Raw genomic sequence first — 26,705 nt, forward strand, 5'->3', positions numbered from 1 at the left:
GTAACTAAGGTCAGCCCCGGATTCTGCCCGACTGGACACAATGCGGCATTTCACGCCGCTGGCACATGCGGAATCAATGACCGGACGGGGAGCCTCCGTCATCACCCCCGTCGTTCGGGCCATCGTCAGAGATATCCGGCCAGTCCTCAGATCCCGCGGAACCTCGCCGCTCAATCGGTTTCTGCGTGTGTGCAGACACCTCCGACAACCCATCTCCTCCGTCGGGCGGAACCAACGGCACCCCCTCTCCCCAACTGCGAACATGCAGGTCCCGTTGCGGAAAGGGAATCTCGATGCCCCGATCTTTGAACTCGCGCAGCAGCTCGATGTTGTACAGCGCCGTCAAGTCGCCAAGGGAAGAAACCGCATTGCTGTTGACCCAGACCACCAGCTTGAAGTCCAGCGCGCTGTCACCGAAACCGGTGAGCCATACCTCGGTTTTACGCTGCCAGTTGGTAAAGGTCACCGGTACCCGCTCCGCCGCCGCCATGGCGGCCTCCCGTACCAGCTCTGGATCAGTGCCGTAAGCGACGCCGAATATCACGTGTATTCGACGCACCGGATCTTCCAGCGTGTGGTTAGTTACCCGACCGGTGACGAACTCGGAATTGGGAACAAGAATATCCACATTATCGCGGGTGGTGATGCGAGTGGAGCGCACATTGATATCGCGGATACGCCCGAACACGCCGGACTCCAGCTCCACCAGGTCACCCACTCTTAACGGCTGCTCGAACAGCAGGATAATTCCGGAGATAAAATTGGAGAAAATCGCCTGCATCCCGAAACCGATGCCCACCGACAGGGCACCGGCAATCAACGTGAGCTTCGAGGTATCCAGCCCCACCATGGTGAGGATGATGATAAAGGTGATCAGGACGATGCAGTAATTGAGAATCCGCCACAGGGTGTAGGCAGACTGTTCGGTGGTACGACTCTTATGCACCATACGCCGCAAGATGATATTGAGCAGGCGCGAGCAGGCCCAGGCCCCGATGATCACCAGGGCCATCTGCGCGATGTCTTTCAGGGTAATCGCCTGCTCACTGATCGCGAACAACTTGTAGTTGGCGAGATTGCGCCAGCCCGTGCGTATTTCCTTCAGTTGATGCACGAAGCGTTCGCCAAGCGTTTTCCACCAGCCCTGCTGGCGTTGATACACATACAGCTGTGCGCTCTCGTAACGTTTTACATCATCAATCAGGTCATTGGTGCGCCCCAGCGCGCTGTCGATTTTTTCGAACTGGCGCCACCATTTCTGCATACCCTCGGCGTCTTCACCCACCCAGGCGACGATCTGGCGCTGGCGCACATTGAGCTGTCGCGAAAGGTTGGCCTGCGCCTTCTCCGCATTCTCCACCAGGTCCTTGTCGATGGACAGTTTCTCGTCCTCACCGTCCGGTGCCAGCACACTGTTGATCGCCTGCAGTAGCTCCTGCTTGCGAATCTGCAGACGGTTTTCCAGTGCATCCACACTGAATACCAGCATCTTGATCTGCTGCTCCAGGGTCACCGCGGCATCGGAGCTTTCAAAGATCAGGTGTTGGGAATCGCTGCGCTCTCTTGCCAGCTCCTGTAGATTGGTTTTCTCCTCTGTGCGCGCGGCTGCCAGTTTTTCCGCCACTGCGCTACTGTACTGTAGTTGCTTGAGCATGCGCTCCAGCTCGGTGCGGGCGAAAGTGAGCTCTTCATTCCAGGCTGCCAACTGCTCCTTCAGCAGTCGCTGTTCTTCGAGAACCTGGAGATGGGTAATCTGGGCAAGGAATACATTCAGGGTGGCACTCAGATACTTGGGGTCGTTGCGGTTAATATCCCGCAGCGCCACCACCCGCTCCCGCAGCCGACTGAGAGACAGCGCTACGCCGTCATCCAGTTGATTTTTTTCCAGCTGCAACCCGAGATAGCGCTGCTGGCCACGCGCGACCGCCGCATCCGACTCCGCCCACTGCAACACCGTCGGCTCCGCGGGAAACTGCACATCCGGCAGTATCTGCACGGTTTTCAGGTTTTCACTTTTTTCCCAGGTTTTGCGGATACCGGCAAAGCGCTGGTTTACCTGTTTGACCCTTTCATCCAGCTTCGCTTCTTCCGGCAGGTTATTGCTCCACTCCTTCCAGGCACCTTCTACATCCGTTAACCACTGCTGCTTCTGTTCCTGTGTCGCCTCCGGCCACTGGGTCCACCAGTCGGCGGCGAGCGCATTGAAGTCGGGAACAACCGGTGAGAACTCTTTGGGTTTGGTGGAGGGGAGCTGGGCGCTGGCCGGCGGGGGAATCAGCAACGCGAGAAAGCACAGACACAGCAGCGGCAGCCGCCAGAATCCTGCCAGTGAAGATTGTTTGCTATGGGCGTCACTGGCGACCATGCCGGAACTTCCCTGTACCGCTTGAGACCACAACCGCGGGCACACGGCAGGACACCGTATACCGCGTATCTGTTTCAGTGTAGATGAGCCGCGCCGCGGGACTGGCGCCGGCTAGCGCTGACGATCGTAGCGCTGAATACAGTCTCGATATTCCCGCTGGTAAATACGCAGTCGCTGGCTGTCGAGGCTGCTGCCACGGCGCGCGGCACTGGTGGCATCCTGGCGACACAGGGACTCCGCCAGAGCGCGGTTGTCGTAGCGCTCGCCATTGGCATCGTAGGGCGGGCGCACATTGGCGTAAGGGCGGGAATCACTGCGACGCGGGTCGCGGTAACCTTCCACTTCAGACAGGGGGATACCTTCATCACCGAGCCCATCGGGACGGGCAGTGCGCGGCGGATAGGCGCGCGGAATACCAGAGCGGTCGCGCAGGTCTTCGAGGTCGGCGTCGGGATAGCCATAGAGGCGGTCTTCATAAGCGCCGACCAGATCACCGTTATAGTACCTTCTCCACTCATAGGGAGGCGTGGTCACCACATAACTGCGACGGCGCGGTTCATACCGGTAAAAGGTCCCTGTACCACTCAGAAAAAACTGGCGGCCATCAATTTCGAACCCCTGACTGCCATACGGCAGGAAGGTCAGTTCTGCACCCAGTGGTGGCTCCACCCGCAGGTAGCCGTCATCTTCCTGGCGGTAAAAATAACCACCCTGATAGAAATAGATGTTTCCGCTCAGGGTGAGCCGGACGGCATCCGCGGGCAGCTGCTTCTGGCGATTCGGGTCCCGCGCATACTCTTCGGCAGACTCGCCACTGGATTGACCTGCGGGGGGTACCTGCCCCCCGCTCTGCGCCTGCGCGTCCTCCGGCGCAAATAAACTCAGTACAAGCAGACTCAGCGCAAACAGACTCGCGACAGGGAGCGGGAACAGCGCCAGCGAGCGGGAACGCCGCGTGGCAGTGATTTGGGCAGAACCAATCGATGTGAAGACATTCACCAGCAACAACCTCGCGCAAACCAACGAAAACGGCGAGCAACTACCGCGTCTCGCCGCTTTCTGAAACAACCGATGCGACCTGAAACAGCAGCACGCGACCTCCCGCCACCGTGAAAGGCTGGCGGCGGAAGATCGCGCACGCATAGTAGCCGGAGGCGCCGCTCTCCCTGGGTGACCGGCGATCGCGGCAGAGAGCACAAACCTAGCGGCTTCGCCATTCCTGCCGCTCGGCCGACTACTTATTCAGTGTAGTTTCGCTGGTGAATAACCCCCATCAAGTAGCGAAGAACGCCATAGTCACCTGGGTACCGGTCACCTGGAGCGCGCGCAGCGCACAGACAAAAAACGGGCGTGAACCACTAGCGCTCCTCGGAAGAGCCGCGCTAATGGTTCACGCCCGTATCGGTAGTTTTTGGGAAAGGGGGCGCTATGCCAGGCCGGAAATCACTTCGCGCAGTTTTCCGACAATATCGTCGATCTCATGGGCCTCGATAATCAGCGGCGGAGACATGCACAGCGCATCGCCAATTCCTCGCGCCATCACACCCGCCTCCCAGGCCAGTGCCGACGCCTTGGCCCCAAACTTCCCTTTCAGGTTATCCGGCGCGCGCAACTCGATGGCGCCCACAAGACCGTAGTTGCGCACATCGATTACATTCTCCAGGTCCGCCAGACTGTGCAGGGCATTTTCCCAGTGCTTGCCGATATCGCCACCCGCGCGGGTCAACAGGCCCTCGCGCTCGTAAATATCCAGTGTCGCCATGCCCGCCGCACAGGCCACCGGGTGCGCGGAATAGGTGTAGCCGTGGAACAGCTCCACCATGCCTTCCGCCGCCGCATCCATCACCGTGTTGTAAATCTTGTCACTCACAAACACCGCACCCAGTGGTACCGCGGCGTTGGTGATACCCTTTGCGGACGTGAGCATATCCGGGGTCACGCCGAACTCTTCCGAGGCAAACGGAGAACCGGTACGGCCCCAGCCGGAAATCACCTCATCAAAAATCAGTAGCAGATCGTGCTTGTCACAGATCTCGCGCAAGCGCTGCAGATACCCCTTCGGCGGCAACACCACACCACCGGCACCGGAGAACGGCTCCACAATCACCGCCGCAATCTGGTCCGCGCCGTGGAATGCCACCAGACGCTCCAGATCCTCCGCCAGCTCCACACCGTGCTCGGGCAGGCCCTTGCTGAACGCATTGCGTTCAATATCCAGCGTGTGGCGCATATGGTTCGCCTTCACCGGCTGACCAAAGCTCTGATAGTTCGGCGCAATACCACCCACAGAAATGCCACCAAAGTTCACCCCGTGGTAACCCTTTTCACGGCCGATAAACATCGTGCGTGAACCCTTGCCCCGTGCGCGCTGATACTGTAGCGCAATCTTCAACGCCGACTCCACCGCCTCGGAACCGGAGTTGCCGAAGAACACATGGTTCAGCGGCTCCGGCGTGTACTGCACCAGGCGCTCCGCATACTCAAAACTCAGCTCGTGGCCGAAATTGAAAATAGAGCTGTAATCCAGCTTCATCGCCTGCTGATGAATCGCGTCGGCAATCTCACTGCGGCAGTGACCCGCATTGGAGCACCACAGGCCCGCAGTGGCGTCGATGATCTTGCGACCAGACTTCTCAAACAGGTAAATCCCCTCAGCGCGCTCCACAATACGCGGCGCCGCCTTGAAGGTGCGGTTGGGAGTAAACGGCATCCAGAATGCGTTGGTATTCAGTTCGGACATGATGTTCTCCGATTAAAATTTTTACGTGTCTCTAACGTAGTAAAAATATCGACGCGAAGGCAAAGTGCCGGGTACAGGTTTTCAGGAGCGTCGCAAACAGGAAGTTTGCGCCGCAACGCCCATGGATGGGTTCACAGGGGGACGCCTAGTTTGGTTCTGAAAACAGATACCCGGTGCTTTGCCGCCACTACAACAAGTTAAAAGTTTCAATATCTACAACGGAGTTCACACTCCGTAGCAGCAGTACTTGGTCTCGTAGAATTCGGCCATACCCTCGACACCACCCTCGCGGCCAATACCGGATTCCTTGCAGCCACCAAACGGCGCCACCGTGGTCGAGAAAACACCCGCGTTGCAGGCCACCATCCCGTACTCCAGCGCCTCCACCACCCGGTTCGCCCGGTGAATGTTTTCACTCATCACATAGGCCGCCAACCCGAACGGCGTATCATTGGCGCGCTGAATCACATCATCCTCATCACGGAATTTCTGCACCACCGCCAGCGGCCCAAAAATCTCCTCGCGCGCAATTCGCATCTCATCGTGCACCTCCGTCAACAACGTAGGCGCATAATAGTTCTCCCCGTTTGGCAGAAAATCCCCGCCCAACAAAAGGCGCGCCCCATTCGCCACCGCTTCTTCAACAAGACCATGCACCCGATCCACCGCCCGGCGGAAAATCAGCGGCCCGAACGTCGTACCCGCATCCAGGCCGTGGCCCACCTGCAGCTTCTCCATCTGCCCACGCAACTTATCCACAAACTCATCGTGCACCGACTCGTGTACATAAATTCGATTGGTAGACACACAGGTCTGGCCCGCATTGCGCATCTTCGTCGCCATACAGGCGGTCACCGCCACATCGATATCCGCATCGTCAAACACGATAAACGGCGCATTGCCGCCCAGCTCCATGGACATCTTCTTGATGGTGCTCGCACACTGGGCCATCAGCAGCTTGCCCACCGGGGTAGAACCGGTGAAAGTAAACTTCGCTACCCTCGGGTCCTGGGTCAGCACCTTGCCAATAGCCGCAGAGTCGGTGCCAACCACCACATTCAGGGTGCCCGCCGGCAACCCGGCCTCCTCCGCCAGTGCACACAGGGCCAGCGCAGACAGTGGCGTTTCCGACGCCGGCTTGATCACCACCGTACAGCCAGCCGCCAGCGCCGGCGCCGCCTTGCGGGTAATCATCGCATTGGGGAAATTCCACGGGGTAATGCAGCTCACCACACCCACCGGCTGACGGATGGTGTGCAGGCGCATGGCCGGGTTGTGCGTGGGAATCGTCTGGCCATAGGCGCGACGACACTCCTCCGCGTACCACTCGATATAGGAAGCGCCGTAGTCAATCTCACCCATGGCCTCCGCCAGTGGCTTGCCCTGCTCCAGGGTCAGCAGGCGGGCCAGATCCTCTCGGTTCTCAGCGATCAGCTGGTACCAGCGCTTCAGTACGGCTGCGCGCTCGGCCGCGGTCTTGCGGCTCCATTCCGGGAAGGCGTCGTGGGCCGCGCCCACCGCGCGCTTGGCGTCGGCAGCGCTGCCATCGGCAATCTCTGCCAGCAACTCTCCAGTCGCCGGGTCAGTAACCGCCAACTTACCGGTGCCCTCGCACCACTGGCCATTGATGTAGTTCTGGGTCTTCAATAACTGGCTATTATTCAATTTCATCGAATACTCCCTGATCAGCCGGTATATAAGCTTCTCATGGATTCTGGCCCGTGAGTCTGATGGCGAATAGTAAGATCTTTGCAACTAAAATTTAGATCCATCAAACTTTGCTAAACCATCACGCTGAAGACCCCAAACGCGGATAGCCCAACCATGGCAAAAAGCACCCAATCCCTTTCCGGCCGCCTCAGTGATATGGACCTGCGGCTACTTCGGGTCTTTCGCGAAGTGGTGCAGGCCGGCGGCCTGGCGCCTGCGGAGGTCGCGCTCAACATCAACCGCTCCACCATCAGTGTGCACCTGTCGGACCTGGAGACTCGCCTCGGCATGCAGTTGTGTATCCGCTCCCGAGGGCGCGCGGACTTCAAGCTCACCCCCGAGGGCGAGTCCCTGTACCAGGCCATCCTCGAACTGGACGGGCACCTGGCCACCTTCAAGAGTCAGGTCAACGCCATCCAGTCACAGCTCACCGGCAAACTGCGGGTGATCTTGCCGGACGATGCCCTGGCCATGCCCCAGCTGGATCTGCCCGCCACCATTGCGCGCCTGCGCGAGCGGGCGCCGCAATTGCAACTGGATATCCAGCTGGCAGCACCCCACGAGCTGGAACTGGAAATCCTCGCTGGCCGCGCGGACGTGGGCATCAACCCGCTGCACTCGCGCCGCCCCGGTCTCAGCTATCAGCCACTTTTCAGTCACCAGTCCCTGCTCTACGCAGCCGCCGGTCATCCGTGCACAGTCGTCGATACCGATGATGAACGGATTACCCAACAGGAGCTCGCCGCCCCGGACCACGCGGTTCTGTCCGGTGCCGCGCACCTGTACCGACTGTTCCCCAACAAAAGCATCGCCAACCATATGGCCGCGCGCCTGGCGATGATCCTGTCGGGAAAATTTATCGGCTTCCTGCCCACCTATCTGGCGGAGGAATATGTTAGAAATGAGCAGCTGGCCGCACTGAGGCCAGAGCGCTTCTGCTACCAGATCCAGAATGCGATTACCTGTAAAAGCAGCGCGGTGAAACAGCCGGCGGTGCAGTTGTTCACCACTTCCATACGCATACACGACAGCCACGTAAAGCCATGAAAACCAAGTTTTATACAGAGCAAACGCTGAAGTCATGGGATCAGGCTGCGGAAATCCACCACCGCAGAAACCCCGGTCTGGCAGCCCAAACCAAAGCGCCGGATTTCAACGCTCTACACGAGGAATTTAATCGCCTTGTTGACTCCAGGCTTGTAGCAGATTCATCCGTCGCACAGATTTGCTGCAATAACGGAAAAGACCTGCTGTCGATAAAGAACAAAGGGGCGGGATACTGCCTGGGAATTGATGGCTCAAGTAAGTTCATCGAGCAAGCGCGCGCTCTTGCAAACCATCCGCACTACTCAGATGTAAATTTTGAAACACACAATGTTTACGAAATGCCGGAGCATCACCACGGGAAATTCGATATTGTCGCTATCACCGTAGGCGTACTGAACTGGATGCCGGACCTCGCAAAGTTCTTTACGGTTTGTAGCCGCCTTCTCAAACCCGGCGGCTTCATGCTGATGGAAGAAATGCACCCGGTGCTCAATATGTATGAAGAAGGAAACCCCTCATACATTGCCTATTCCTACTTTAACCGGGAGGCACAGATTGATACCCACGGGCTGGATTATTTCTCTGGTGAAAAGTACGACGCAGAGCCCAATTATTACTTCCAGCACACGTTAAGTGACATACTCTCCGCAGCGATCGCCAGTGGCCTGCAGCTGCAGACATTCGAGGAGTCTCGATCCAACATCGGAAATTATTGTGGCGATCTGGCCAGCTCGCCACTCAGTCCGCCAATGGCTTTTATCGCCAGCTGGAAGAAACACTAGTCATGTATACCCCAAAACACTTTTCCGTATCCGACCGCCAAGAGCTGTCACACTTCATCCGCAACAATGCATTTGGCCAATTGATCTCAAATCACAATCATCGTCCCGAAGCCTCCCATTTGCCTTTTCTCTTATCGGCGGATGGTGAGCGGCTGACCTGCCACCTGGCCCGCCAGAACCCACAACTGGAGAAATTAGACGGCCAGCAGGTACTTGTGATTTTTAACGGCCCCCATGCCTACATTTCGCCGCGCTGGTACCAGTCTGCCAGTGTACCGACCTGGAACTATCAGTCCGTGCATGTCTACGGAACAGCGCGCACATTTAATGATGCGGAGCGGCTGATGACACTGGTTGATCAGCTTTCTCAAAAGTATGAGTCCGGAGCAGAAAAACCCTGGCAACCGGAGTACTCACCCAAACTACTGCGTGCAATTACCGGTGTGGAAATAGAAATTTCCGACATTCAGGGAAAGTACAAACTAAGTCAGAACCGATCCACAGAAGACCGACAAAGTGTGGTGGAAGCATTGCGAGCGGAGCAGAAATCAGAGATGGCTGATGCCATCCAACGGTGGGAGCCCCCAATCGAGTCATGCTGAACACCATCCATCACGCCGCAATAATCTGCTCGGATTATCGACGATCGAAATACTTTTACACGGAGGTTCTCGGGCTGGAAATCATTGCGGAAAACTACCGCGCACAGCGCGATTCATGGAAGCTGGATCTGCGTCTTGCAAACGGCGGCCAGATTGAACTGTTTTCATTTCCCGATGCACCAGCGCGACCCAGTTACCCCGAGGCCCGAGGACTGCGCCACCTGGCGTTTGTGGTGGAATCCATTGACGAGGTGAAAGCCCGCCTGGAGTCGCGCGGTGTAGAGGTAGAGCCGGTGCGGTTGGACGAGTACACCGGCAAGCGCTTCACATTCTTCAGTGACCCGGATGGGCTACCGCTCGAACTCTACGAACAGTAAATCTGTGCGCAAATAGAAAACGGGGCGAAGCGTGACCGCGCTAACGCTTCGCCCCGCCAGTTTATCTTCAGCGGATAAATACTCCGTATCAGGGGGTAGCCTTGGTGGCACCACCAGCGCCGCTGGCTTTTTTGTCTTTTACCGACGCCTTACCCTGAATCTGACTTTGGTTATTGCCTTTGTCCGCAATGGCCGGCTTCATCTCCGCCAGCATCATCTTCATCTGGTTGTACTCGGCCTCATTGGTAAGCTCCAGCATCAGCGGTTGGGCCACCTCGGCGAAATACTCCGCATCTTTGCGATCGTACAACTCCTGGGCCATCCACTGGGCGATATGCAGTTCGCGGGGCGCGCGCAGGTAAGCCTGTTCGAGCATTTCCACATACTGCTTTTTCGGGTACCCCATCATCTGCATGGTGATCGCCAGGCCGTACCAGTTCATCGCTTCACTGGACTGGTTGTTGACCAGCTTGACGAACTTGTCCCGGGCTCCTTTCAACATTTCCTTGCTGCGATCGCCACCCATGGTGCTGATCTCACGATTAAGCCACAACCAGGCCTGAGCCTTCTGATACCAGAAGTGTTCGCGATCCGAAGGGGCTACCTGGGCCAACAGACGTGCGGCCTGGTCAAAATCACCCTCGCGGGTCGCCGCGTCGGCGCGCACCGCGGTCAGCTCCGGTGAGTAGAGGTTCGCGCGCTCGGCATACTTCACCAGGTCGTGGATCCCGTGAGGGTTATAGCCGGATTTCACCAGGAAGCGTGCCAGCTCAACTACCGTTTCCTGCCCGCTGAGTACCGTCAGTTTCGGGCGCTCCGGCGTAAAGTTCGCCGGCACCTTGCCGCGCGCCAGCTTGAAACGGCCATCTTGAAACTTCTCGTTGTAGATATCCTCGATCTCACCGATGGACATACCCAGGTTTTTCGTCAACGCCTCAACCGGATCGGCGCCGTTGTTGTAGTCCACAACGAACTGCTTGAACTCCTCGGTCTTGCCACTTTCCATCACGATCCAGTGGGCCAGCATCCAGCCACTGGCGTACACACGCCCTTTCTCTTCATCCGGCGTGTTGTACACGGTAGCGCGCAGCAGCTCCTGCAGGGGCACCGGTGCTGTATACAGCAGGGTCATGGCGCGCTCGCCGGGAATGGCGCCGATATCGTAGGTATTACCCGGGCCAAAGGTCATGGTGGACATGAACTCGGCGAAGCCTTCACTGTACCAGTAGGGGTAATGGGTAGTGGTACCGTTGTAGCTCAGGAAGTGGGTGTACTCGTGAAACAGGAACTCCCGGGCTTCCAGCTGGCGCTCACCGGTGCGGCCATCCAGGTTCACCAGGGCGTAGCTGCCCTCGGCGGTGGTATCGAACAGACCATTGGTCAGCTCGGAAAGATCTTCCCCCACCAGGCCGGCATAACTTTCGCGATCCGCTGCGGCGTAGATGGTCAGTTTGGCGCCATCGTCTTTCGCACCCAGCAAATCCAACGCAACCGCACGGTAGCGCTCCAGATCCTCCGCCAGGCGACGCACCGAGCCCGGCTCACCGTTGGTGATGATCTTGAAGTTAGCGCTGTCAATTTCGTACCAGGTGTCTTTCGCCAGGTTGTCCGCCATTACATCGCTGGTAAACAGCCATGCGCCGGAAAAAACGACCAAGTATGCGAGCATTCTTGAAAACATATTCTGACCACCCGGAGTTTTCGCTAGATCTTCTCAAATAGAAGCAACTGTTCACTTTTTGAACGACGTTGCGCGAAATTCCACAATACCTGTTTTCACTGTTTAAAAAAAGAACAATCTTAAACGAGAACCTGTAATTCATCCTGAGCATAAGCCGGTCACGGACCAGCGGGTCGTATGCAGTCACAAAATGACCCCTAAGTTCTACGTATAGCCACACGTCACTGACTGATAACCAGATCACAGTCACAGAAATTCCATCTTCGCTGCCCGGGTCCTCCCCATAGACTCCAGTTTCTGGCCGGCTCCGGTAATCCATACCGAACCACTGGCCCCTGCGGAAAGCGGGTCCCGGCCGGAGCGATGACGCTGTAACAAAAGAAATAAATACAGAGAGAGAAGAGCATGAAAACACTCGCCCTGCCGGCGCTGCTGGCCGGTGCCCTGTGCGCCGCTTTTACCCCTGCCTCTCAGGCCGCCCCCACCTTTATTGCCGACCTGGATATCACCACCTTCGACGGCACGGAACTGGACGCCAACCTGTTTATTCCAGAGACCCCCGCGCCCGCCGGCGGCTACCCCACGGTACTGTTCACCAACAGCTGGATGCTCGACAAGCACCAGTACCTACTGCAGGCCGCCGAGCTCGCCGACAACGGCTACCTGGTAATGAGCTACTCCACCCGCGGCTTTGGCACCTCCGGAGGACTGGTGGATGTGGCCGGCGAAAACTCCATCACCGATGCCAGCGTGCTGATCGACTGGCTCGAAGCCCACTACCCGGTCGGCAAACTGGGGATGGCGGGTATCTCCTACGGCGCCGGGATCTCCCTGATCACCGCCGCCCAGGACCCCCGCGTGGACGCCGTCGCCGCCCTCTCCGGCTGGTCCGACGTGATCGAAGGACTCTACCCCGGCAACACCGTCAACCTGGTGTGGGGCACCATCCTCACCACCACCGCCCTCAATCTCGACCCCGAAGTCGACGCCATCTGGGCCAACCTCCGCGCCACGGAAAACATCCAGGGCGTCGACGAATTTGCCGCGCCCCGCTCCGCGCTCTCCTACGTGCCAGAACTGAACAGCAACGGCACCGCCGTGCTTATGTCCAACAACTTCGCGGATTACCTGTTCAAACCCACCAGCATGACCCAGCTCTACAGCCTGTTGGACGGCCCCAAGAAACTGCTGTTAAACCCCGGCACCCACGCCGTCACCGAAACCCTTGGTGGCAACAACGGCCACATCTGGGCCACCGCCTTCCGCTGGTTCGACCGCTACCTCAAAGACCAACCCAACGGCATTGATCACGAGCCCAAAGTGGACATGACCGTGCGCATCAGCAACAGACTCGAGCAGTTCGACGACTTTCCCGTAACCGACAAAACCACCCGCTACCACCTGCACCCCAGGTTCACCTACTTCAACAACGCCAGCATGAAAACCCGCCCCTACAGCGGCTGGGGCTGGAGCAACGACTTCCACGGCGGCTCAGACACCAAAGCCGGCACCGGCATCCCCGTCGTCTCCGACGCTCTCGAAGGCTTCGGCATCCCCGTCTACACCAACATGACCGGCATCAACGGCTACTACGCCATCGAATACAACTCACCAGTACACTGGAGCACCTTCAAAATCCGCGGCACCCCAAGCCTCGAAATGTGGATAAAACCCAGCAAGCCCGAAGTGCAACTGCAGGTACACCTCTACGACACCGGCCCCCTGGGCCTCGGCCGACTCATCACCCACGCCCCACTCACCCTGCACAACGCACAGGTCGGCAAGGCGCAGAAGATCTCCATGGAACTCTTCACCACCGCCTACGACGTACCACCGGGGCACGTGGTGACCCTCGCGATTGATACCGAAGGCGCGATTTATCAAAAGCCGGAAGATACAAACTATGAGATTGAGGTGCCCTATCGCAGCAGCCGGCAGTCAGTGCTGACGATTCCGCATTTATGATTCAGGTGACAAAAGCCTGATACGCAGGCGCCGATAGCGGGTACGGCCTTTTGAGACCTTCAAAAACAGGATGTTTTTGCAGAGCCCCCATGGATGGGTTCACGGCGTGTCTCAGAAGGCCGTACCCGCTAGCGGCGCCGCCACCGGACCTTACCCGAAGCTCTCCGCGGATCTGGTAACAAGCTCAATCCATCGCGCCCCCCTGCAAACCAGCCGCCCCAACCCGCTACAATAGGAACAACCAGCGAACCAACCATTCCAAAGCAAAGATTTACCATGCGAATTCTTACCCTTCCGGCCCTTCTGGCCGGACTAATCGTGCTCACCGCCTGCGGAACCGACAACAAAACCACCAGCGACCCCGACCGGGAAAAGGCGAGCCCGCAAACCACCGCCAGCGAGCAGACAGTGGAGACAAAAAACGCTGAGGCCAAACCCAGCGTCGAAGAACAAGCACCCGCCGGCAAACTCCCCGACGGCGTCCGCCCCACCGCCTATCGCCTCGACCTCACCCTCGATCCCCGCCAGGATACCTTCCACGGCCAGGTGGAAATTGACATAGAAGTGGACAAAGCCACCGACCACATCTGGATGCACGGCAACAACATCGACGTCGCCGACATCAAAGCCATCGTGCCCGCGCAAGGCGATGAGAAAGAAAAAGAAGTCGCCGCCCACTACCGCCAGATGCTCGACAGCGGCGTGGTGCGTGTGGACTTCGCCGGTGGTATCCCCGCCGGCAAAATTACCCTGCATACCCGATACAGCGCCCCGTTCGATAAAAACCTCGCCGGCCTGTTCAAGGTCGAAGAAAAAGGCGATGCCTACGCGCTGGCCAAATCCGAATCCATCCAGGCGCGCCGCTTCCTGCCCGGCTTCGACGAACCCGGCCTGAAAGCCACCTATGACATCAGCCTCACCATTCCCAAGGGCTACAAAGCCATCAGCAACGGCCTCGAAACCGAACGTGTAGACGCGGGTAACGGCATGGAAAAGGTCACCTTCGCCCAGACCCGCCCCATGCCCACCTATCTGCTGTCCCTCGCCGTGGGGCCCTTCGACGTGGTCGAGCGCCCGGATATTCCCGCCAACAAATACCGCAAGGAGCCACTGCCCCTGCGCGGCTTCGCCCGCAAAGGTCGCGGCAAGGATATGGCGTACGTGCTGGATAAAACCCCGGAAATGCTGCGTATTTTTGAGGAGCAATTGCAGCGCCCCTACCCCTTCCGTAAGCTCGACATTATTGCCGCGCCCCAGTGGCCCAGTGGCGCTACCGAACTGTCCGCCGCCATCACCTACCGCGAACAGCGTATTCTGGTGGAAGGTGACGAACCCGCCCCCGGCCTGCGCCTGGCCCTGCTCGGCGTACACGCCCACGAAATCGCACATATGTGGTTCGGCAATCTGGTCACCCCGCCCTGGTGGGACGACCTGTGGCTGAAAGAAGGCTTCGCCACCTGGGGCACCCCGCTGGCTCTTACCATCATGGAACCGGACGGCGGCCACGACCTGAATGCCGCGGTGCGCGCCATCAGTGCGATGAAGCTGGATTCCCTCGCCAGCACCCGCGCCATCCGCGAGCCAATCACCGACAACAACAATATCCGCAACGCCTACGACGCCATCACCTACTCCAAAAGCCTCGGTGTTATCCACATGGTGGATGAATATTTTGGAGCCGATACCTTCCGACCGGCACTGGGACGCTATATAGAAAAGTTTGCCGACGGCGTGGCCGATTCACCGGACTTTTACAAGGTCATCGGTGATGAAACCGAAAGCCCGCAGCTCACCGAAACCTTCCGTACCTTTGTGGAGCAGAAAGGCGTGCCGCTGCTGTCACTGACCATGAACTGCAATACCGATGGTGAAGCCTCGGTAATTGTTCAACAGCAGCGCTACAAACCGCTCGGCTCCCCGATTTCTGAGACCGGCCAGCAGTGGAGTATTCCATTCTGCATGCGCACCAACACCGGCGTTGCCCAGTGCGAATTCCTCAGCGACAGCCAGCAGGAGATCGCCGTTTCCGGCGGTGCCTGCCCCAAGTGGGTCATGCCCAACGTGAACGGTAGCGGCTACTACCGCTTCAACATGGATGAAAAGTACTGGCAGGCCCTGCTCGGTGAGTTCGACAACCTCAACCCCACAGAGCGCCTGTCACTGATCGACAGCGCCTTCGCCGCTTTCGAAAGCGGCAAACTCAAGCCAGGCACCCTGCTGGAAGTGGTGCGCCTCTCGGCCACCTCAGACAAACGCCAGGTTGTGGAAGCACCTCTGGGTTACCTGGCCAAGTATGCCGACCACTATATAGAAGATGCCAATGCAGCCCGCTGGCAGGCATTCCTGAAAGAACAGTACGGTAAAAAAGCACAGGACCTCGCAGACAATACGGACTCGGAAAGCAAACTGCTACGCAGCCGCCTGCTCGGCTTTCTTGCGCTGGAAGGCAAAGACAAGGACACCCGCAAACAATTGCAACAGCAGGCCGAACTCTTTACCGGTTTCAATCGCGAGCGCGATCCCACGGCACTGGATTCCGATCTGTATGAAAGCGCGCTGACCGTAGCCATTCAGGATTCCGGCAAGGATTTCCTCGACCACCTGATCAAAGTGCGCAGTGAACTGGACGACCCGCTGTTTGAAAGCGCCAGTGCCAACGCTATGGGCCGCGTCATCGATCCATTACAGCTCGACACTATTCATCAGCTGGCGCTCAGCGACAACATGGGTGCACGCGAAGCGTTCGGGCTGATTCAGAATGCCCTGATCGAACCGGAGCTCCAGGCTAGAAACTGGCAATGGCTGCGGGACAACTTTGCCGAAGTGGTAGCAAAAATCCCGGAGCAGTGGCGGCGCAACACACCCCGCTTCGGAGCAAATTTCTGCGACCAGCAGTACTTAAAACAGGTACAGCTGCTGTTTACCCAGCAGCAAAAACTGGTTCCCGGCTATCAGCGCGCACTGGCTCAGACGGAAGAAGGGATTAATCTGTGTCTCGCGCTTAAACAGAATGGGCAGGCATTGGTATCCAGCCTCGATTAGCAAACCTCCAGGTGTTCCCGTAAAAATGAGTGCGCTAGCCACCAATTTTACGGGACGCAGCCCTTATTCGAAGGGTATTCCGGCCTCCGCGAGCACAGACTGAAGCGGCTTCAGTTGCTCACGCAGCTGCTGCCACTTGTTCACCGATGACCGGTACACCGGTTGCCGAACCTGTGCCGCGCTCGCCGTAGCCGTTCCCCCGTCCTGAGCAAAGTAGGTTTCCAAAACCCGGTCACTCCACGGAACACCACACGCTTTGTACAAGGCGCGGCTCTCCGACGGCAAATCACCGACCAGATCTTCATAGCGCACATCGATAACCCGCTGCGAAAATACCTTTTGCCAGTGCGCCATTAGCTGTCGATAAGAACAGTAGTAAGCGGCCAATTCTTTCTGATCATAGGAGAAGGGGTATGCACTCTTGAACAGGGTTTTATAGATCGCATAGCAGGTATCCATCGGGTTCCGATCCAGGTGCACAATCTTGGCCGCAGGCAGTGCCCTGGCAATCCATCCCAGATAGAGGAAATTCATCGGATTTTTATCAATGATCCGCTTCACTCCGGCCAATTCGGCACGGGCCCTCATCTGATCGACATATGCACGTCCAACACCTGTGATATCAAGATGATCGCCTGCATTCAGAATGATATTGCCGCCCTTGTTGTATCGACCACTCTCACTGGCAGATTGAAGTAACAAACGCGCAAAAGTGTCCGGCTCTCCTGCAGAGGTGACCTCACCGGAAGCACATAAAATGCGGTCGAGAAGTGTCGAGCCCGTACGCGGCATTCCAAGTACAAAAATAATATCCCGCCCCTGATCTTCAGGAACTTCTTTACCCGACAGGAAATCCTGATCAAAAACATCTTCGATCTCGGCCATTACGGAAACATCACGATCTACTTGATAGTCAATATTCTTCCGCCGCGACTGAGCACCTTTCTGCAACGCCGCAAAACTGGCCTTAAAATCTCCCAGATCCTCAAACTCTTTTGCCAGCGCGAAATTTAATTGAACTTCCGCAACCTCTGGCAACCCCTCGCTTTCAGCCAGCACACATAACTCAGAGATGTGATTGCGATCGGCAGTCTGCTTGCGCAAATCCGATCGATTTTTATAAGCCTCCCAGTCGTCCGGCTTAAGGGCGATGACCTGGTTATACAAGGTTTCTGCTCGCTCCAGGTTACCCATGGCACGATTGGCCGCGGCACAGTTGAACAATAGCATTGGCTCATCGGGCTGCTTGGACATCGCCAACTCGAACACCGAAAGTGCACGCTGATGGCACTCACAGACAGTTAACAGGTAACCCAATTGAGAAAGCGTTGACGTATCCAGGGATTCTGCATTCTCAAATTCCGCCGATTGAAGCACCGCTATAGCGCCCGCAATATCTCCCTCCCGTAGATAGCTGGAGGCCATATGGAGAAGTATCGGGCGACGCCTTGGAAAATTATCCGAGTACAGGGCCAAAGCTTGCTGAAGCTGGCTTCTCGCTGCTGAAAACTGCTGCCGTCCAATCAGAATATCCGCACACAGCCGTCTACCACTGGCAAACTCTGGTGACAGCTCAATCACTTTACGAATCACTCTTTCAGCCTCCTGCAGATTACCGGACTGAAAAAGCTTTCTGGCTTTGGTATAGGCTTGCTTTACTTCATTACTTGGCTCGGCACTCAAAGACATGTTTCCGACCTGGCTGATTTACACAGAGCAGTGTACCCGTTTCCCGGATATAAAAAAGCCGGCCAAATGGCCGGCTAAATAAGATCTAGGAAAACAACAATGGATGTTTAGAAGTGATAGCGACCAGAAACACCTAAAGTACGCGGCAGGCTGATGTAGTCTTTAGAGGAATTACCGTAGAAACTCTCCGCCGGATCGGTACCCATATGAGCTTCGGTCAGTGCCCCGGTTACACCATCTTCGTTGAAAAGGTTCTTGGCATAAAGGGTGACGTCCCAGTCGTCTGCCACGAGGGTACTGCTCAGGTTCCACAACTGGAATCCATCGAACTCTGCAGATGTCTTACCGGTGCCGATGGAGTTTGAGGTTTCTGATTGATAATAACCATTCAAGCGACTAACCAGCGTGAATGCGCCCAGGGTAGCGGTGTGGTCCATTGCTACCGACAGAGTATGCTCGGCGGTGCCCGGCAAACTAGCACCTGACTCTGCAACAATGTATTCCCCAGTGACACCACTGCCCTGGAAGTTACCGTAGGGCTGATAGAAATCTGCAGTCAGTTCAGCATCCACAAATGCGTAACCTAGGTTGTAGCCGATGCTCTCAGTCAGGTCCCCCTGAAGCTCAACTTCAAGTCCCTGGGTTCTGGCTTCATCCCCATTGACCGCAGCAAAGAAGCCCCAGTTTGCCGTCGATGTATTCAGCTGGGGGTCACTCCAGTCCATACGGAAGAGAGACACGGTGTAACGTAGAGAGTCAGTGGTGCCTTTCACACCCAGCTCGTAGTTCATCACCTGGTCGGATCCATACTGCAGGTAATCCGGGCTCTCGGCAAAGCCGCCGACCAGAGGCACTGCATTGGCGCCGCCACGGCGATAGCCTTCGGAAACGGTAGCGTACAGCATGGTGTCCGCACTCATATCCCAGGAGACATTGGCCTTCAGCAGGGTATCGCTCTCCTCGGTAGTAAAGCTGGCTTTGGTGTCTTCTTCCGGCTCGGGCCAGATCGGCAGCTGCAGTACACTGTCATTGGTCAGCTTGTTATCGAAGTGACGCAGGCCAAGGGTCATACGGAAAGTGTCGGAGAAATTGAACGTGGTTTCACCGAAAATGGCCGCATCGGTAAAGCTCTGGTTACGGCGGAAGTAGAAATCCTGGTCCTGGACGTTTGCACCCCAGCTCGCAAATTCTTCAGCGAAGGAAAGCCCGGGAGTCCACACTGCGGGTGCTTCTGCGGCCCACGCTGCCCAACCCGGCATATAGCTGTTCTGACCCGCGTTGCTCTCCTGATCCATATAGAAGAAGCCAGCGACCCAGTCGACAAACTGATCACCATTGGATACCAGACGGATTTCCTGTACCAAGGCGCTGTCGTCATAGAAGCGCTCCGCCTGTGCCAACGGTCTTGGCGAACCACCGTAGTAAGCGCCAAACCAGTCGTTCTGCGCGTAGAAACCGGAGTTGTCACTGATGGCAATACCGTCGTGGGAATAGTTAGAGGTACTGGAGGTAAAGGTTGCAAAACCCATATCCAGCGAGATCTCCAGCGCGGTAAGAGACACGTCCCGCTCGGACGGCTCCAGAGTCACCGCGCCATTTTCGTAATCATCGTAAAACTCTTCTTCACCACTCACCCAGTTGCTGCCGCGGGTGACCTGGCGGCGCCCGCCAATTTCATCGCTCTGCATCTGGTGAGAAAGCTGCACACTCAGTTCATCATTCGGCTCAATCAGCAACGACGCACGTGCATAGGTAATCTCTACGGTATCCGCATCCTCTACACTACGGAATACCGGTGCCCCATTGGCAATGTCACCGCCGGCCGCAACCGGAGCGCCCTGGGAATCAAGCTCGTAAACGTTGGTGTAGTCAACAATACCATCGTTGTCGATCATACCCGCGGAAGCGCGCAGCGCCATTTTTTCACCCAGGGGAATATTGACCAGTGCGTCGGCACTGAAGTTGGTGCCACCAGAGCCCTCAGTCTGGCTGATGCTGCTACCCACTTTCGCTTCAAACCCATCGGTAGAGGGTTTGGCCATGATGTAGCGAACGGTACCCGCCAGAGAGCCTGATCCATACAGCGTACCCTGCGGGCCACGCAGCACTTCCACGCGTTCAATATCCTTAAGAATAAAGTTTCCGTACAGAGGCGTGTCATCAACGTAAGTGGCAACGGTCGGTACAGCGGAAAGAGGAACATCACCGTTCGCACCGCTGTCGACATTCATACCACGGATAATGACACCATTGACGGTGCCCGAATTGCGGTAGCCCCGGTCAACGACGGTCAGCCCCGGAACACTGCGCATCATTTCTGCCGCATCGGTGATCTGCCCTGCTTCGAGCTCATCCCCGCTTACAGCAGAAATGTTGTATGGAATATCCTGAACACTCTCCGCACGGCGGGTAGCAGTCACAATCACTTCCTCAATCAGTGATTCTTGCGCACTCGCCAGCTGCGGAACGGATAGCAGTGTACCCGCGGATACTGCCGCGACGGCGGTTGCCAGTGTGGATTTGCTGAAACCCTGCTTGTTTGGTTGTTTCATGATGCCCTCTGCTAGGTTTGGATCTCTTATTTTGAGTTTTCGCCGCTGGCCAAACTGCGCCGGCTTTTATTGTGATTCTTTTGTATAACTGGACCCTGGCCTATACCTAGTGCCAGTTAGTCTACAACGACTGGTCCAGTTTGTTGTGGTTGTTAAAAGCCATCCTGTGAGAAATGAACTTTTGCTTCGCCGGTCTTATTCCGGCACTTTCAGCTCGCCAAGCTGCTCCAGCGCAGGGGATACCGCACCCCGCTCGTACTGTGGATAGTGCACCTTGCCATCGCGGAAACTTTTCAGGGTTTGTCCCAGACCTTTCATGCCGCGCTCACGTACCTGAGCAACTTTTTCTACATCAATAAACAGAGCGATAATTTCTTCCTCAATAGAGGCCTCATGCAGGGTATCGCCTTCTGGTCCGACAATGATCGAGCGGCCGTTGCCCTGCTCGCCGGCTCCGTTTACATCGACGATGTAACACTGGTTCATCACCGCACTGGCGCGCACCATGGAAAGCTCGTCTTTGCGATCGATGGTGTCGGTTTTGGTGGGGTGGATAATCACTTCTGCACCCATCCAGGCCATGGCTCGGGTGGTTTCGGGGAACCACATGTCGTAGCAGATGGAGACCCCAAAGCGCCCCACCTCGGGCACATCAAATACAACAAACTGATCTCCCGCGGTGACGCCTTTTTCGTAAGGCAGGAAGGGGTAGATCTTGCGATAGCGGGCGATGACCTCACCGGCTGGATTGATCACCGGCGTGGTGTTGAACACGGCGCTGCCGCACTTTTCATACATGGATCCCGGAATCAGCCAGATTCCCAGTTCCCTTGCGGTACGGCAGAAAGCTTCCTCTTCCGCAGAGGGCAGCTCGCGGGCGTGTTGCGCGCCGACACCACGCAGAGCCAACTCGCTCAGTACGATCATTTTGACCCAGGGGTAGCGCAACTTGGTGCGCTGGATTTTCTGCAGCAGCAGCTCCAGATTGTCTGCCTCATCCAGTTTCAATTGCAGTGCTGCTATTCCGAAAGACCTGCGGTTGCTACTCATCACACCGGTTCCTGGTTCTGGATTATTGATTTTTGTTGTTGCCGCCGCCTTGCCGGTGCTTTCCGGGCAGCGTTGGCCAGCTGGATTAATACTGGCGCAGAGCGAGACGCGGCTATAGGGCCAGATGGGCGGGATACATGAGTCCAAAGCCGAGGAGGTCGCGGAATGGCGGATTTGGACCCAACTGCGAGCCGGATCTGGCACTATCACACGCGCTGTAATAAGTTAGCTTTGGTCCGGCACAGGAACCGACCGCGACAACCGCTGAACGGACGTCGGTTCAAGGGATAAGACAGATAACAAATTGCCACAATCGCCGGAGTACCCATGGAAAATCCCCCCCAGTCTGCAGCAACAGATGCCCCAGAATCAGGCTATTCCGGAAAAAGAATTCCCGATGCGGCCGCTGGAAATAGTCTTTTAGTCAGCAACGGCTGGATCGCGAGCATCTTTCTCGCGTTTCTTTCGTCTGCGGGCCTTTACTATGTGAACATCTTTCCGGTCATTGTGGACGCACTGATGGCGGGTGCGGGGTTAAGTGCCGAACAGGCGGGGCAGATCACCTTTGCCAACACCATGGGCGCGGTGATCGGAGCATTTACGGTTTCCTGGCTGATCCGGTACATTCCGCGCTGGAAGCGCGCTGCGGCGATACTACTGTGCTGCTCTATCGGCATGGATGTGCTGACCATTCAGCTAGCCAATCTGGACCTGCTGATTCCGTTGCGACTGGTGCACGGGATTCTCGGCGGCGCCCTGGTAGGGTTGGGGTTTGCGGTCATTGCCCGCAGCGGTATTGCCGGGCGCAGTTACAGCATGGTGCTGTTGGTGCAATACACCGGCGGGGCCATCGGGGTGGGATTTCTGCCTGCGCTGGTGGTGGAACACGGCACCTATGTGCCTTTCTTTGCGCTGATTACCTTCAGCGTCATCACACTGCTGATGCTGCCGCTGATTGCCGATTACCCGCTACCAACGGAAGCTGAGAGTCGCGCGCACGCGGAAAGCGCAGCGCCGCTGCCACTGGCGCCCATCATCATCACTCTGATTGCGCTGTTCTGCTTCCAGTTCGCAAACATGGCGCTGTTCGCTTTCATTTTCGACCTGGGCAAAACCTTTGGATTGCCCCTGGGTTTTATCAGCCAGACCCTGTTCTGGGCAAACCTGATTGCCATTGGTGGCGCCGCGCTGGCGGCGGTGACCGGCCAGAAATATCCCCTGGCCAAACCCCTGGCTGCGGCACTGATCATTACCCTACTCGGCCTGCTGCTGTTTGTGTTCAGTGATATTCGCCCGCTATTTATTCTGGCCAATGTGGTTACCGGAATTACCTGGGCGTTCTGCGTACCCTATTTCCTGACCATGGCATCACGTTTTGACAGTGCCGGGCAGATGGGTGCGTTTGGTGGCTTCGCGTCGAAGCTGGGGCTGGCCTGTGGGCCACTGTTTGCGGGTTACTTTATTACCGGTGGTGGCAGCTATACCCAGCTGATCATTCTTACCGTTGCAGTATTGGCAATCTGTCTGATTGCGGTACCCGCGGCAGCGCGGCTCGATCGCGCTCCGGGGAACTGACGGGCACGCGCGTTACTCATTGGCGATAATCGCCGCATCAATCAGTTTGCCGGTTTCATTGAACCACTTGATGCGGTGGCCATCGGTCACCACGTAGAAACTTGCCTTGCGGCCGTAGGACCAGGTGCGCCACTGGCGCACCCACTGGTCGCCGTCGAGCCACCAGCGGCCAGTGTCGGTCTCGTCCATCTCCACATCGTTGCGGGAATAGCCGAGCATGGTGCCGTCCGGCTTCAGCTCGATACGATAGGACTCGCCCAGGGTGTTGGTGCCGAGGAATATGGCTCCCGGCATTTCCCGCTGCAAATCTTCCGCGCTAAGGCGTCGGCCAGAAGCCACATCCAGTGACTCCTCTTCCGCCTGCAACTCGCCATTGATCAATTGCGCAAGCACTCGCACACCACCCTCGATTTTATCTGCATCGATCGCGGAAAAGCCAAGTCGCACGGCGCTGCCGTCCCCCACGGTCTCCAGCAACAAGCCGTTCTGTTCAGCACTGATCTGCAGCTGGGCACCATCCACATGTGGTGGTAACTCCAGCCAGCAGGCAGTGCCGCAGCTGGCACGGCGCACCTTTAACTTGGGCAGGTGGTACATCAGGGCTTCGCCCAGTGCGATCCAGCGCTCCTTCAGCTGCTGGGTGATTTTGAACAGCGCCGCATCCAGATGACCGGCCGCCACAAACTTGGCCAGCAAACGCTGATTGAGTGCGGGTACCCGCTCGCGCAGGGTGTAGCGCAGCGCGCGCAGTCGCTGAATCACCGGCTTCGGGGCAACCACAAAGGCAAGCTGCATCCCGGGGTCGATGATCTTTGGAAATTGATAGAGATAGATAACCGAACTGCCACCCTCCATACTTTTCAGCGGTGGCAATGGATTGCCGTGGTAACAGAAATCATGATCACAGTCGTTTTCGATAACCACGGCCTGCTGCTCCCGCGCCTGCTTTAGCAGCTGTCGGCGACGCTCCAGGCTGGTGGTAACGGCGGTGGGATTGTGCACATTGGGCTGCAGGTAAATGCACTGAGACGTCTGGAAACTCTCATCCAGTAGCGGACCATCGGCATCCTGTGAAAGTGACTGTATCTGGGCTCCTGAGCGTCGAAAAATCTCACCGGTTTCACCGCCGGCAGGTTTGACCAGCGCAAGCCTGCGCTGGTTACCCAGCAGCAGTTCCCCCAGCAGATAGCAGGCCTGCTCTATACCGCTGGTCAGCAATATCTGCCCAGGTTCCACATAGATTCCCCGGCGCGGTAGCAGGCGGGTGCAGATCTGTTCCACCAGGTGGCGGTCGTCCTCGTTATTGCCGAGTGTGGCCCACTGCGCGACTTCCCGCGCGGTAAAAATATCCCGGGTGCACTCCCGCCATTCGGTGCTGGGGTAGAGCCGCGGATCATACTCGTTGCTGACAAATGGATAAGGATACTGAAGCCAGTTGGCGGGGCGGTTTTGCAGAGCCCGGCGGCTGACGGAAACGGGGTTGCAGTGAGTGCGCCAGAATTGTCGGTCGTCCTCATCCCGCTGCGGTTCACCGGCATTGTGACTGATCACCCCCTGCTGCGACACGGTTTCGCTGACATAGAAACCACTGCGCTCACGGGTTACCAGAAAACCATCATCCACCAGCTGTTGATAGGCAAGCACCACCGTATTGCGGGCAACACCAAGCTGCTCGGCCATTCGCCGCGATGAGGGCATTTTATGCCCCGCGGGAATGCTGCCAGACAGAATCCCCTGGATCAGTTTTTCACGGATTTGCTGCTGCAGACTTTTATCCGCAGCGGGATCGAGAACGATCAGTGCTTCGCTCATGAACGGCTCGTTATATTTGTTTTGGCCTGGTGCGTATTCTGGAGGTTGCCCGCAGTGTGCACGGCGCCCAGTCCAGATTCAAGCCGGCGTACCTCCGCGATACCGGGCCCCCGAACATCAGAGAGCCCGTCCGCGAAAGACTTTTCCAGCCTTCCCCAGGTAGTCAGCCAGTATGCGTATTGCGTGCCAACTTTTTCAAGCGAAATGCCAACCACACCAGGATGATGCCGAACACGATAGCGTAACTGCCGATCAGCCAGAGTAGTGCGAGGGCGCCGGCACCGGGCTTGAGCAACAGGACCAGGCCAAAGATTACCGACAGGAAGCCCGCAAAAATCAACAGCCACTCGTGTTCAATTTCCTTGCGCAGGCGTAGGGCACCAACGATCTCGAAGATACCGCGCACCAGTGCCCAGGCACCAATAAAAATCACCAGCACCAGCGCGGTCACCTGTGGATAAACGAAGGTGAGAATCCCTGCGGCAATACCGGTGATACCCACAAACAATAGCCACCAAAGGGACGAACGCTCCACCTGGCCGCGCCCCTTGATCGCGCCGTAAAGTGCCACCACGCCGTCAATCAAGGTATAAATCGCGAATAGAAACACCAGACTAAGCAGGGAGATACCCGGCCAGATAAACGTGAGCACGCCAAATGCTATGGCGAACAGACCACGCAGCAGCGCCACCCACCAGTTATCGGCCATGGCGCGCAGTAATGGGCGGGAAGACAGAGATACTTGAGAGTCACTTTCGGGTGCCATGGGCGCCTCCTGACTATGGGTGCCCCGATGCGGGATCACCGTCAAGCCGGAGTTTTAATCTCCGGGAAAGCGAAAAACGAGATTATTTTTTTCAGGCGCAGCCGGTGTCAGATAAAGTGCTGGACCTTGTTTTTATAACTGCGACTCATTTTCAGTCGCTCGCCATTGTTGAGCACCAGGTGGTACTCACCATTGATGTGCGCACAGATCTCGCGCACCCGCTTGAGATTGACGATAGTCGAACGGTGAATACGCTGAAATACTTTCGGATCCAGCTGCTGCTCCAGTTCCTTCATAGTGATGCGCATTACGTGGGTTTCGCCGTTGGCGTGCACACACATATAATCGCCGGCTGCGTCGATCCAGTCGATGTCTCGCGCCGGTACCAGGGTGATTTTTCCAGAGTCCTTGATGGCGATCTTGTCCGGGTAACGATTCCCCCCCAGCTCACCGGCTGCCAGTTTCTGCTCCAGTGCCTCCGGTGATTCCTGAGTCAGGTCCGCTACCGCCTCCAACAACTGCTCGCGCTGGGCAACCAGGTTTTCACTGCCCAGTTTTGCCCGCACCCGCTGCAAGGCCAGCGCCAGACGGTCTTCCTCGATTGGCTTCAGTACATAATCCACCGCATTGACCTCGAACGCCTCTACCGCGTACTGATCGTAGGCGGTCACAAATACGACCTGAGGAATATCGTCCTTCGGAAGCAGCTGCACCAGCTCCAGCCCACTGACACCCGGCATCTGGATATCCAGAAAAGCTACATCCGGCTTCAATTCCAGAATCTGCTCCCGCGCGTCGCGGCCATTGCCGCATTCGGCCACCACCTCGATTCCGCCCAGGTTTTCCAGGCGCAGTCGCAGGCCGCGCCGGGCAAGAGGTTCATCGTCCACGATGATGACGTTCAGGGTTTCGTTACTCACTGGTCGCTTTTCTCCGGATTGCCCTCGTGC

The 26,705-nt window shown here is 57.1% G+C and carries 18 protein-coding genes; 7 read left to right on the forward strand and 11 right to left on the reverse strand.

Annotated features, from left to right (window positions below):
* Window positions 1-73: 73 nt before the first annotated feature.
* The 4 genes from AU11_RS17790 to AU11_RS12255 all read right to left on the reverse strand — a co-directional run bounded on the left by AU11_RS17790 (window position 74) and on the right by AU11_RS12255 (window position 6,776).
* Window positions 74-2,365, reverse strand: coding sequence for a mechanosensitive ion channel domain-containing protein (locus tag AU11_RS17790; RefSeq protein ID WP_051687226.1), 2,292 nt, complete (start codon window positions 2,363-2,365; stop codon window positions 74-76).
* 111 nt (window positions 2,366-2,476) lie between these two features.
* Window positions 2,477-3,364, reverse strand: coding sequence for a DUF6515 family protein (locus AU11_RS17795; protein WP_156035298.1), 888 nt, complete (start codon window positions 3,362-3,364; stop codon window positions 2,477-2,479).
* 427 nt (window positions 3,365-3,791) lie between these two features.
* Complete coding sequence (locus AU11_RS12250; RefSeq protein ID WP_043319639.1) at window positions 3,792-5,105, reverse strand: aspartate aminotransferase family protein; 1,314 nt, start codon at window positions 5,103-5,105, stop codon at window positions 3,792-3,794.
* Window positions 5,106-5,330: 225 nt separating this feature from the next.
* Window positions 5,331-6,776 carry an NAD-dependent succinate-semialdehyde dehydrogenase gene (locus AU11_RS12255; protein WP_043319640.1) on the reverse strand — a complete coding sequence of 482 codons (1,446 nt, stop codon included), beginning with the start codon at window positions 6,774-6,776 and terminating at the stop codon, window positions 5,331-5,333.
* 153 nt (window positions 6,777-6,929) lie between these two features.
* On the opposite strand from AU11_RS12255, the gene AU11_RS12260 reads away from it, so the two are divergent.
* Genes AU11_RS12260 through AU11_RS12275 form a run of 4 tightly spaced genes read left to right on the forward strand, consistent with a single transcriptional unit; the run spans window position 6,930 to window position 9,623 of the window.
* Window positions 6,930-7,862: a LysR family transcriptional regulator gene (locus tag AU11_RS12260; RefSeq protein WP_043319641.1), complete on the forward strand. Its 933-nt coding sequence runs from the start codon at window positions 6,930-6,932 to the stop codon at window positions 7,860-7,862.
* Complete coding sequence (locus AU11_RS12265) at window positions 7,859-8,644, forward strand: bifunctional 2-polyprenyl-6-hydroxyphenol methylase/3-demethylubiquinol 3-O-methyltransferase UbiG (RefSeq protein WP_043319642.1); 786 nt, start codon at window positions 7,859-7,861, stop codon at window positions 8,642-8,644. The genes AU11_RS12260 and AU11_RS12265 overlap by 4 nt, the downstream gene beginning before the upstream one ends.
* Window positions 8,645-8,646: 2 nt before the next feature.
* Window positions 8,647-9,246 (forward strand): FMN-binding negative transcriptional regulator, encoded by a 600-nt coding sequence (locus AU11_RS12270; RefSeq protein ID WP_043319643.1) that lies wholly within the window; start codon window positions 8,647-8,649, stop codon window positions 9,244-9,246.
* The gene (locus AU11_RS12275; protein WP_043319644.1) at window positions 9,240-9,623 is read left to right on the forward strand and encodes a VOC family protein; all 384 of its coding nucleotides are present in this window, start codon (window positions 9,240-9,242) and stop codon (window positions 9,621-9,623) included. Before AU11_RS12270 ends, AU11_RS12275 begins: the two co-directional genes overlap by 7 nt.
* 88 nt (window positions 9,624-9,711) lie before the next feature.
* On the opposite strand, the gene AU11_RS12280 is transcribed toward AU11_RS12275, so the two are convergent.
* On the reverse strand, window positions 9,712-11,292 hold the full coding sequence (locus tag AU11_RS12280) for a hypothetical protein (protein ID WP_043319645.1): 1,581 nt from the start codon (window positions 11,290-11,292) through the stop codon (window positions 9,712-9,714).
* A gap of 417 nt (window positions 11,293-11,709) precedes the next feature.
* Here AU11_RS12280 and AU11_RS12285 point away from each other — a divergent pair, with 417 nt between their 5' ends.
* Entirely contained in the window at window positions 11,710-13,269 is a 1,560-nt protein-coding gene (locus tag AU11_RS12285) for an alpha/beta fold hydrolase (RefSeq protein WP_043319646.1), read from the forward strand.
* Between the two features lie 276 nt (window positions 13,270-13,545).
* Window positions 13,546-16,311: a M1 family metallopeptidase gene (locus AU11_RS12290; RefSeq protein WP_043319647.1), complete on the forward strand. Its 2,766-nt coding sequence runs from the start codon at window positions 13,546-13,548 to the stop codon at window positions 16,309-16,311.
* A 63-nt stretch (window positions 16,312-16,374) separates the two neighbouring features.
* On the opposite strand, the gene AU11_RS12295 is transcribed toward AU11_RS12290, so the two are convergent.
* The 3 genes from AU11_RS12295 to AU11_RS12305 form a co-directional block, all read right to left on the reverse strand.
* Window positions 16,375-18,000, reverse strand: a complete 1,626-nt coding sequence (locus tag AU11_RS12295) for a sulfotransferase (RefSeq protein ID WP_051687228.1) — start codon at window positions 17,998-18,000, stop codon at window positions 16,375-16,377.
* 107 nt (window positions 18,001-18,107) lie between these two features.
* Window positions 18,108-20,552 carry a TonB-dependent receptor gene (locus AU11_RS12300; RefSeq protein ID WP_043319648.1) on the reverse strand — a complete coding sequence of 815 codons (2,445 nt, stop codon included), beginning with the start codon at window positions 20,550-20,552 and terminating at the stop codon, window positions 18,108-18,110.
* A 195-nt stretch (window positions 20,553-20,747) separates the two neighbouring features.
* The gene (locus tag AU11_RS12305) at window positions 20,748-21,602 is read right to left on the reverse strand and encodes a carbon-nitrogen hydrolase family protein (RefSeq protein ID WP_043319649.1); all 855 of its coding nucleotides are present in this window, start codon (window positions 21,600-21,602) and stop codon (window positions 20,748-20,750) included.
* Window positions 21,603-21,929: 327 nt separating this feature from the next.
* Between AU11_RS12305 and AU11_RS12310 the strand changes: the two genes are divergently transcribed.
* A complete protein-coding gene (locus tag AU11_RS12310) occupies window positions 21,930-23,177 on the forward strand; it encodes an MFS transporter (RefSeq protein WP_051687229.1) in 1,248 nt (415 codons plus the stop codon).
* A 12-nt stretch (window positions 23,178-23,189) separates the two neighbouring features.
* Here the strand turns inward: AU11_RS12310 and AU11_RS12315 are convergent, their stop codons facing one another.
* The 3 genes from AU11_RS12315 to AU11_RS12325 all read right to left on the reverse strand — a co-directional run bounded on the left by AU11_RS12315 (window position 23,190) and on the right by AU11_RS12325 (window position 26,675).
* On the reverse strand, window positions 23,190-24,989 hold the full coding sequence (locus AU11_RS12315; RefSeq protein ID WP_043319650.1) for a PLP-dependent aminotransferase family protein: 1,800 nt from the start codon (window positions 24,987-24,989) through the stop codon (window positions 23,190-23,192).
* Window positions 24,990-25,152: 163 nt separating this feature from the next.
* Complete coding sequence (locus AU11_RS12320; protein WP_197023833.1) at window positions 25,153-25,755, reverse strand: HdeD family acid-resistance protein; 603 nt, start codon at window positions 25,753-25,755, stop codon at window positions 25,153-25,155.
* Window positions 25,756-25,862: 107 nt separating this feature from the next.
* Window positions 25,863-26,675, reverse strand: a complete 813-nt coding sequence (locus AU11_RS12325; RefSeq protein WP_043319652.1) for a LytTR family DNA-binding domain-containing protein — start codon at window positions 26,673-26,675, stop codon at window positions 25,863-25,865.
* Window positions 26,676-26,705: the final 30 nt, after the last annotated feature.

The sequence above is a fragment of the Microbulbifer sp. HZ11 genome (genome assembly GCF_000708675.1).
GTDB lineage: Bacteria > Pseudomonadota > Gammaproteobacteria > Pseudomonadales > Cellvibrionaceae > Microbulbifer.

What these genes read in the sequence shown, in the direction of transcription:
- AU11_RS17790 (WP_051687226.1), bottom strand. Translation starts at nt 2,365, where the DNA reads ATGGTCGCCAGTGACGCCCATAGCAAACAATCTTCACTGGCAGGATTC.
- AU11_RS12250 (WP_043319639.1), bottom strand. Translation starts at nt 5,105, where the DNA reads ATGTCCGAACTGAATACCAACGCATTCTGGATGCCGTTTACTCCCAAC.
- AU11_RS12255 (WP_043319640.1), bottom strand. Translation starts at nt 6,776, where the DNA reads ATGAAATTGAATAATAGCCAGTTATTGAAGACCCAGAACTACATCAAT.
- AU11_RS12260 (WP_043319641.1), top strand. Translation starts at nt 6,930, where the DNA reads ATGGCAAAAAGCACCCAATCCCTTTCCGGCCGCCTCAGTGATATGGAC.
- AU11_RS12265 (WP_043319642.1), top strand. Translation starts at nt 7,859, where the DNA reads ATGAAAACCAAGTTTTATACAGAGCAAACGCTGAAGTCATGGGATCAG.
- AU11_RS12270 (WP_043319643.1), top strand. Translation starts at nt 8,647, where the DNA reads ATGTATACCCCAAAACACTTTTCCGTATCCGACCGCCAAGAGCTGTCA.
- AU11_RS12275 (WP_043319644.1), top strand. Translation starts at nt 9,240, where the DNA reads ATGCTGAACACCATCCATCACGCCGCAATAATCTGCTCGGATTATCGA.
- AU11_RS12280 (WP_043319645.1), bottom strand. Translation starts at nt 11,292, where the DNA reads ATGCTCGCATACTTGGTCGTTTTTTCCGGCGCATGGCTGTTTACCAGC.
- AU11_RS12285 (WP_043319646.1), top strand. Translation starts at nt 11,710, where the DNA reads ATGAAAACACTCGCCCTGCCGGCGCTGCTGGCCGGTGCCCTGTGCGCC.
- AU11_RS12290 (WP_043319647.1), top strand. Translation starts at nt 13,546, where the DNA reads ATGCGAATTCTTACCCTTCCGGCCCTTCTGGCCGGACTAATCGTGCTC.
- AU11_RS12295 (WP_051687228.1), bottom strand. Translation starts at nt 18,000, where the DNA reads ATGTCTTTGAGTGCCGAGCCAAGTAATGAAGTAAAGCAAGCCTATACC.
- AU11_RS12300 (WP_043319648.1), bottom strand. Translation starts at nt 20,552, where the DNA reads ATGAAACAACCAAACAAGCAGGGTTTCAGCAAATCCACACTGGCAACC.
- AU11_RS12305 (WP_043319649.1), bottom strand. Translation starts at nt 21,602, where the DNA reads ATGAGTAGCAACCGCAGGTCTTTCGGAATAGCAGCACTGCAATTGAAA.
- AU11_RS12310 (WP_051687229.1), top strand. Translation starts at nt 21,930, where the DNA reads ATGGAAAATCCCCCCCAGTCTGCAGCAACAGATGCCCCAGAATCAGGC.
- AU11_RS12315 (WP_043319650.1), bottom strand. Translation starts at nt 24,989, where the DNA reads ATGAGCGAAGCACTGATCGTTCTCGATCCCGCTGCGGATAAAAGTCTG.
- AU11_RS12320 (WP_197023833.1), bottom strand. Translation starts at nt 25,755, where the DNA reads ATGGCACCCGAAAGTGACTCTCAAGTATCTCTGTCTTCCCGCCCATTA.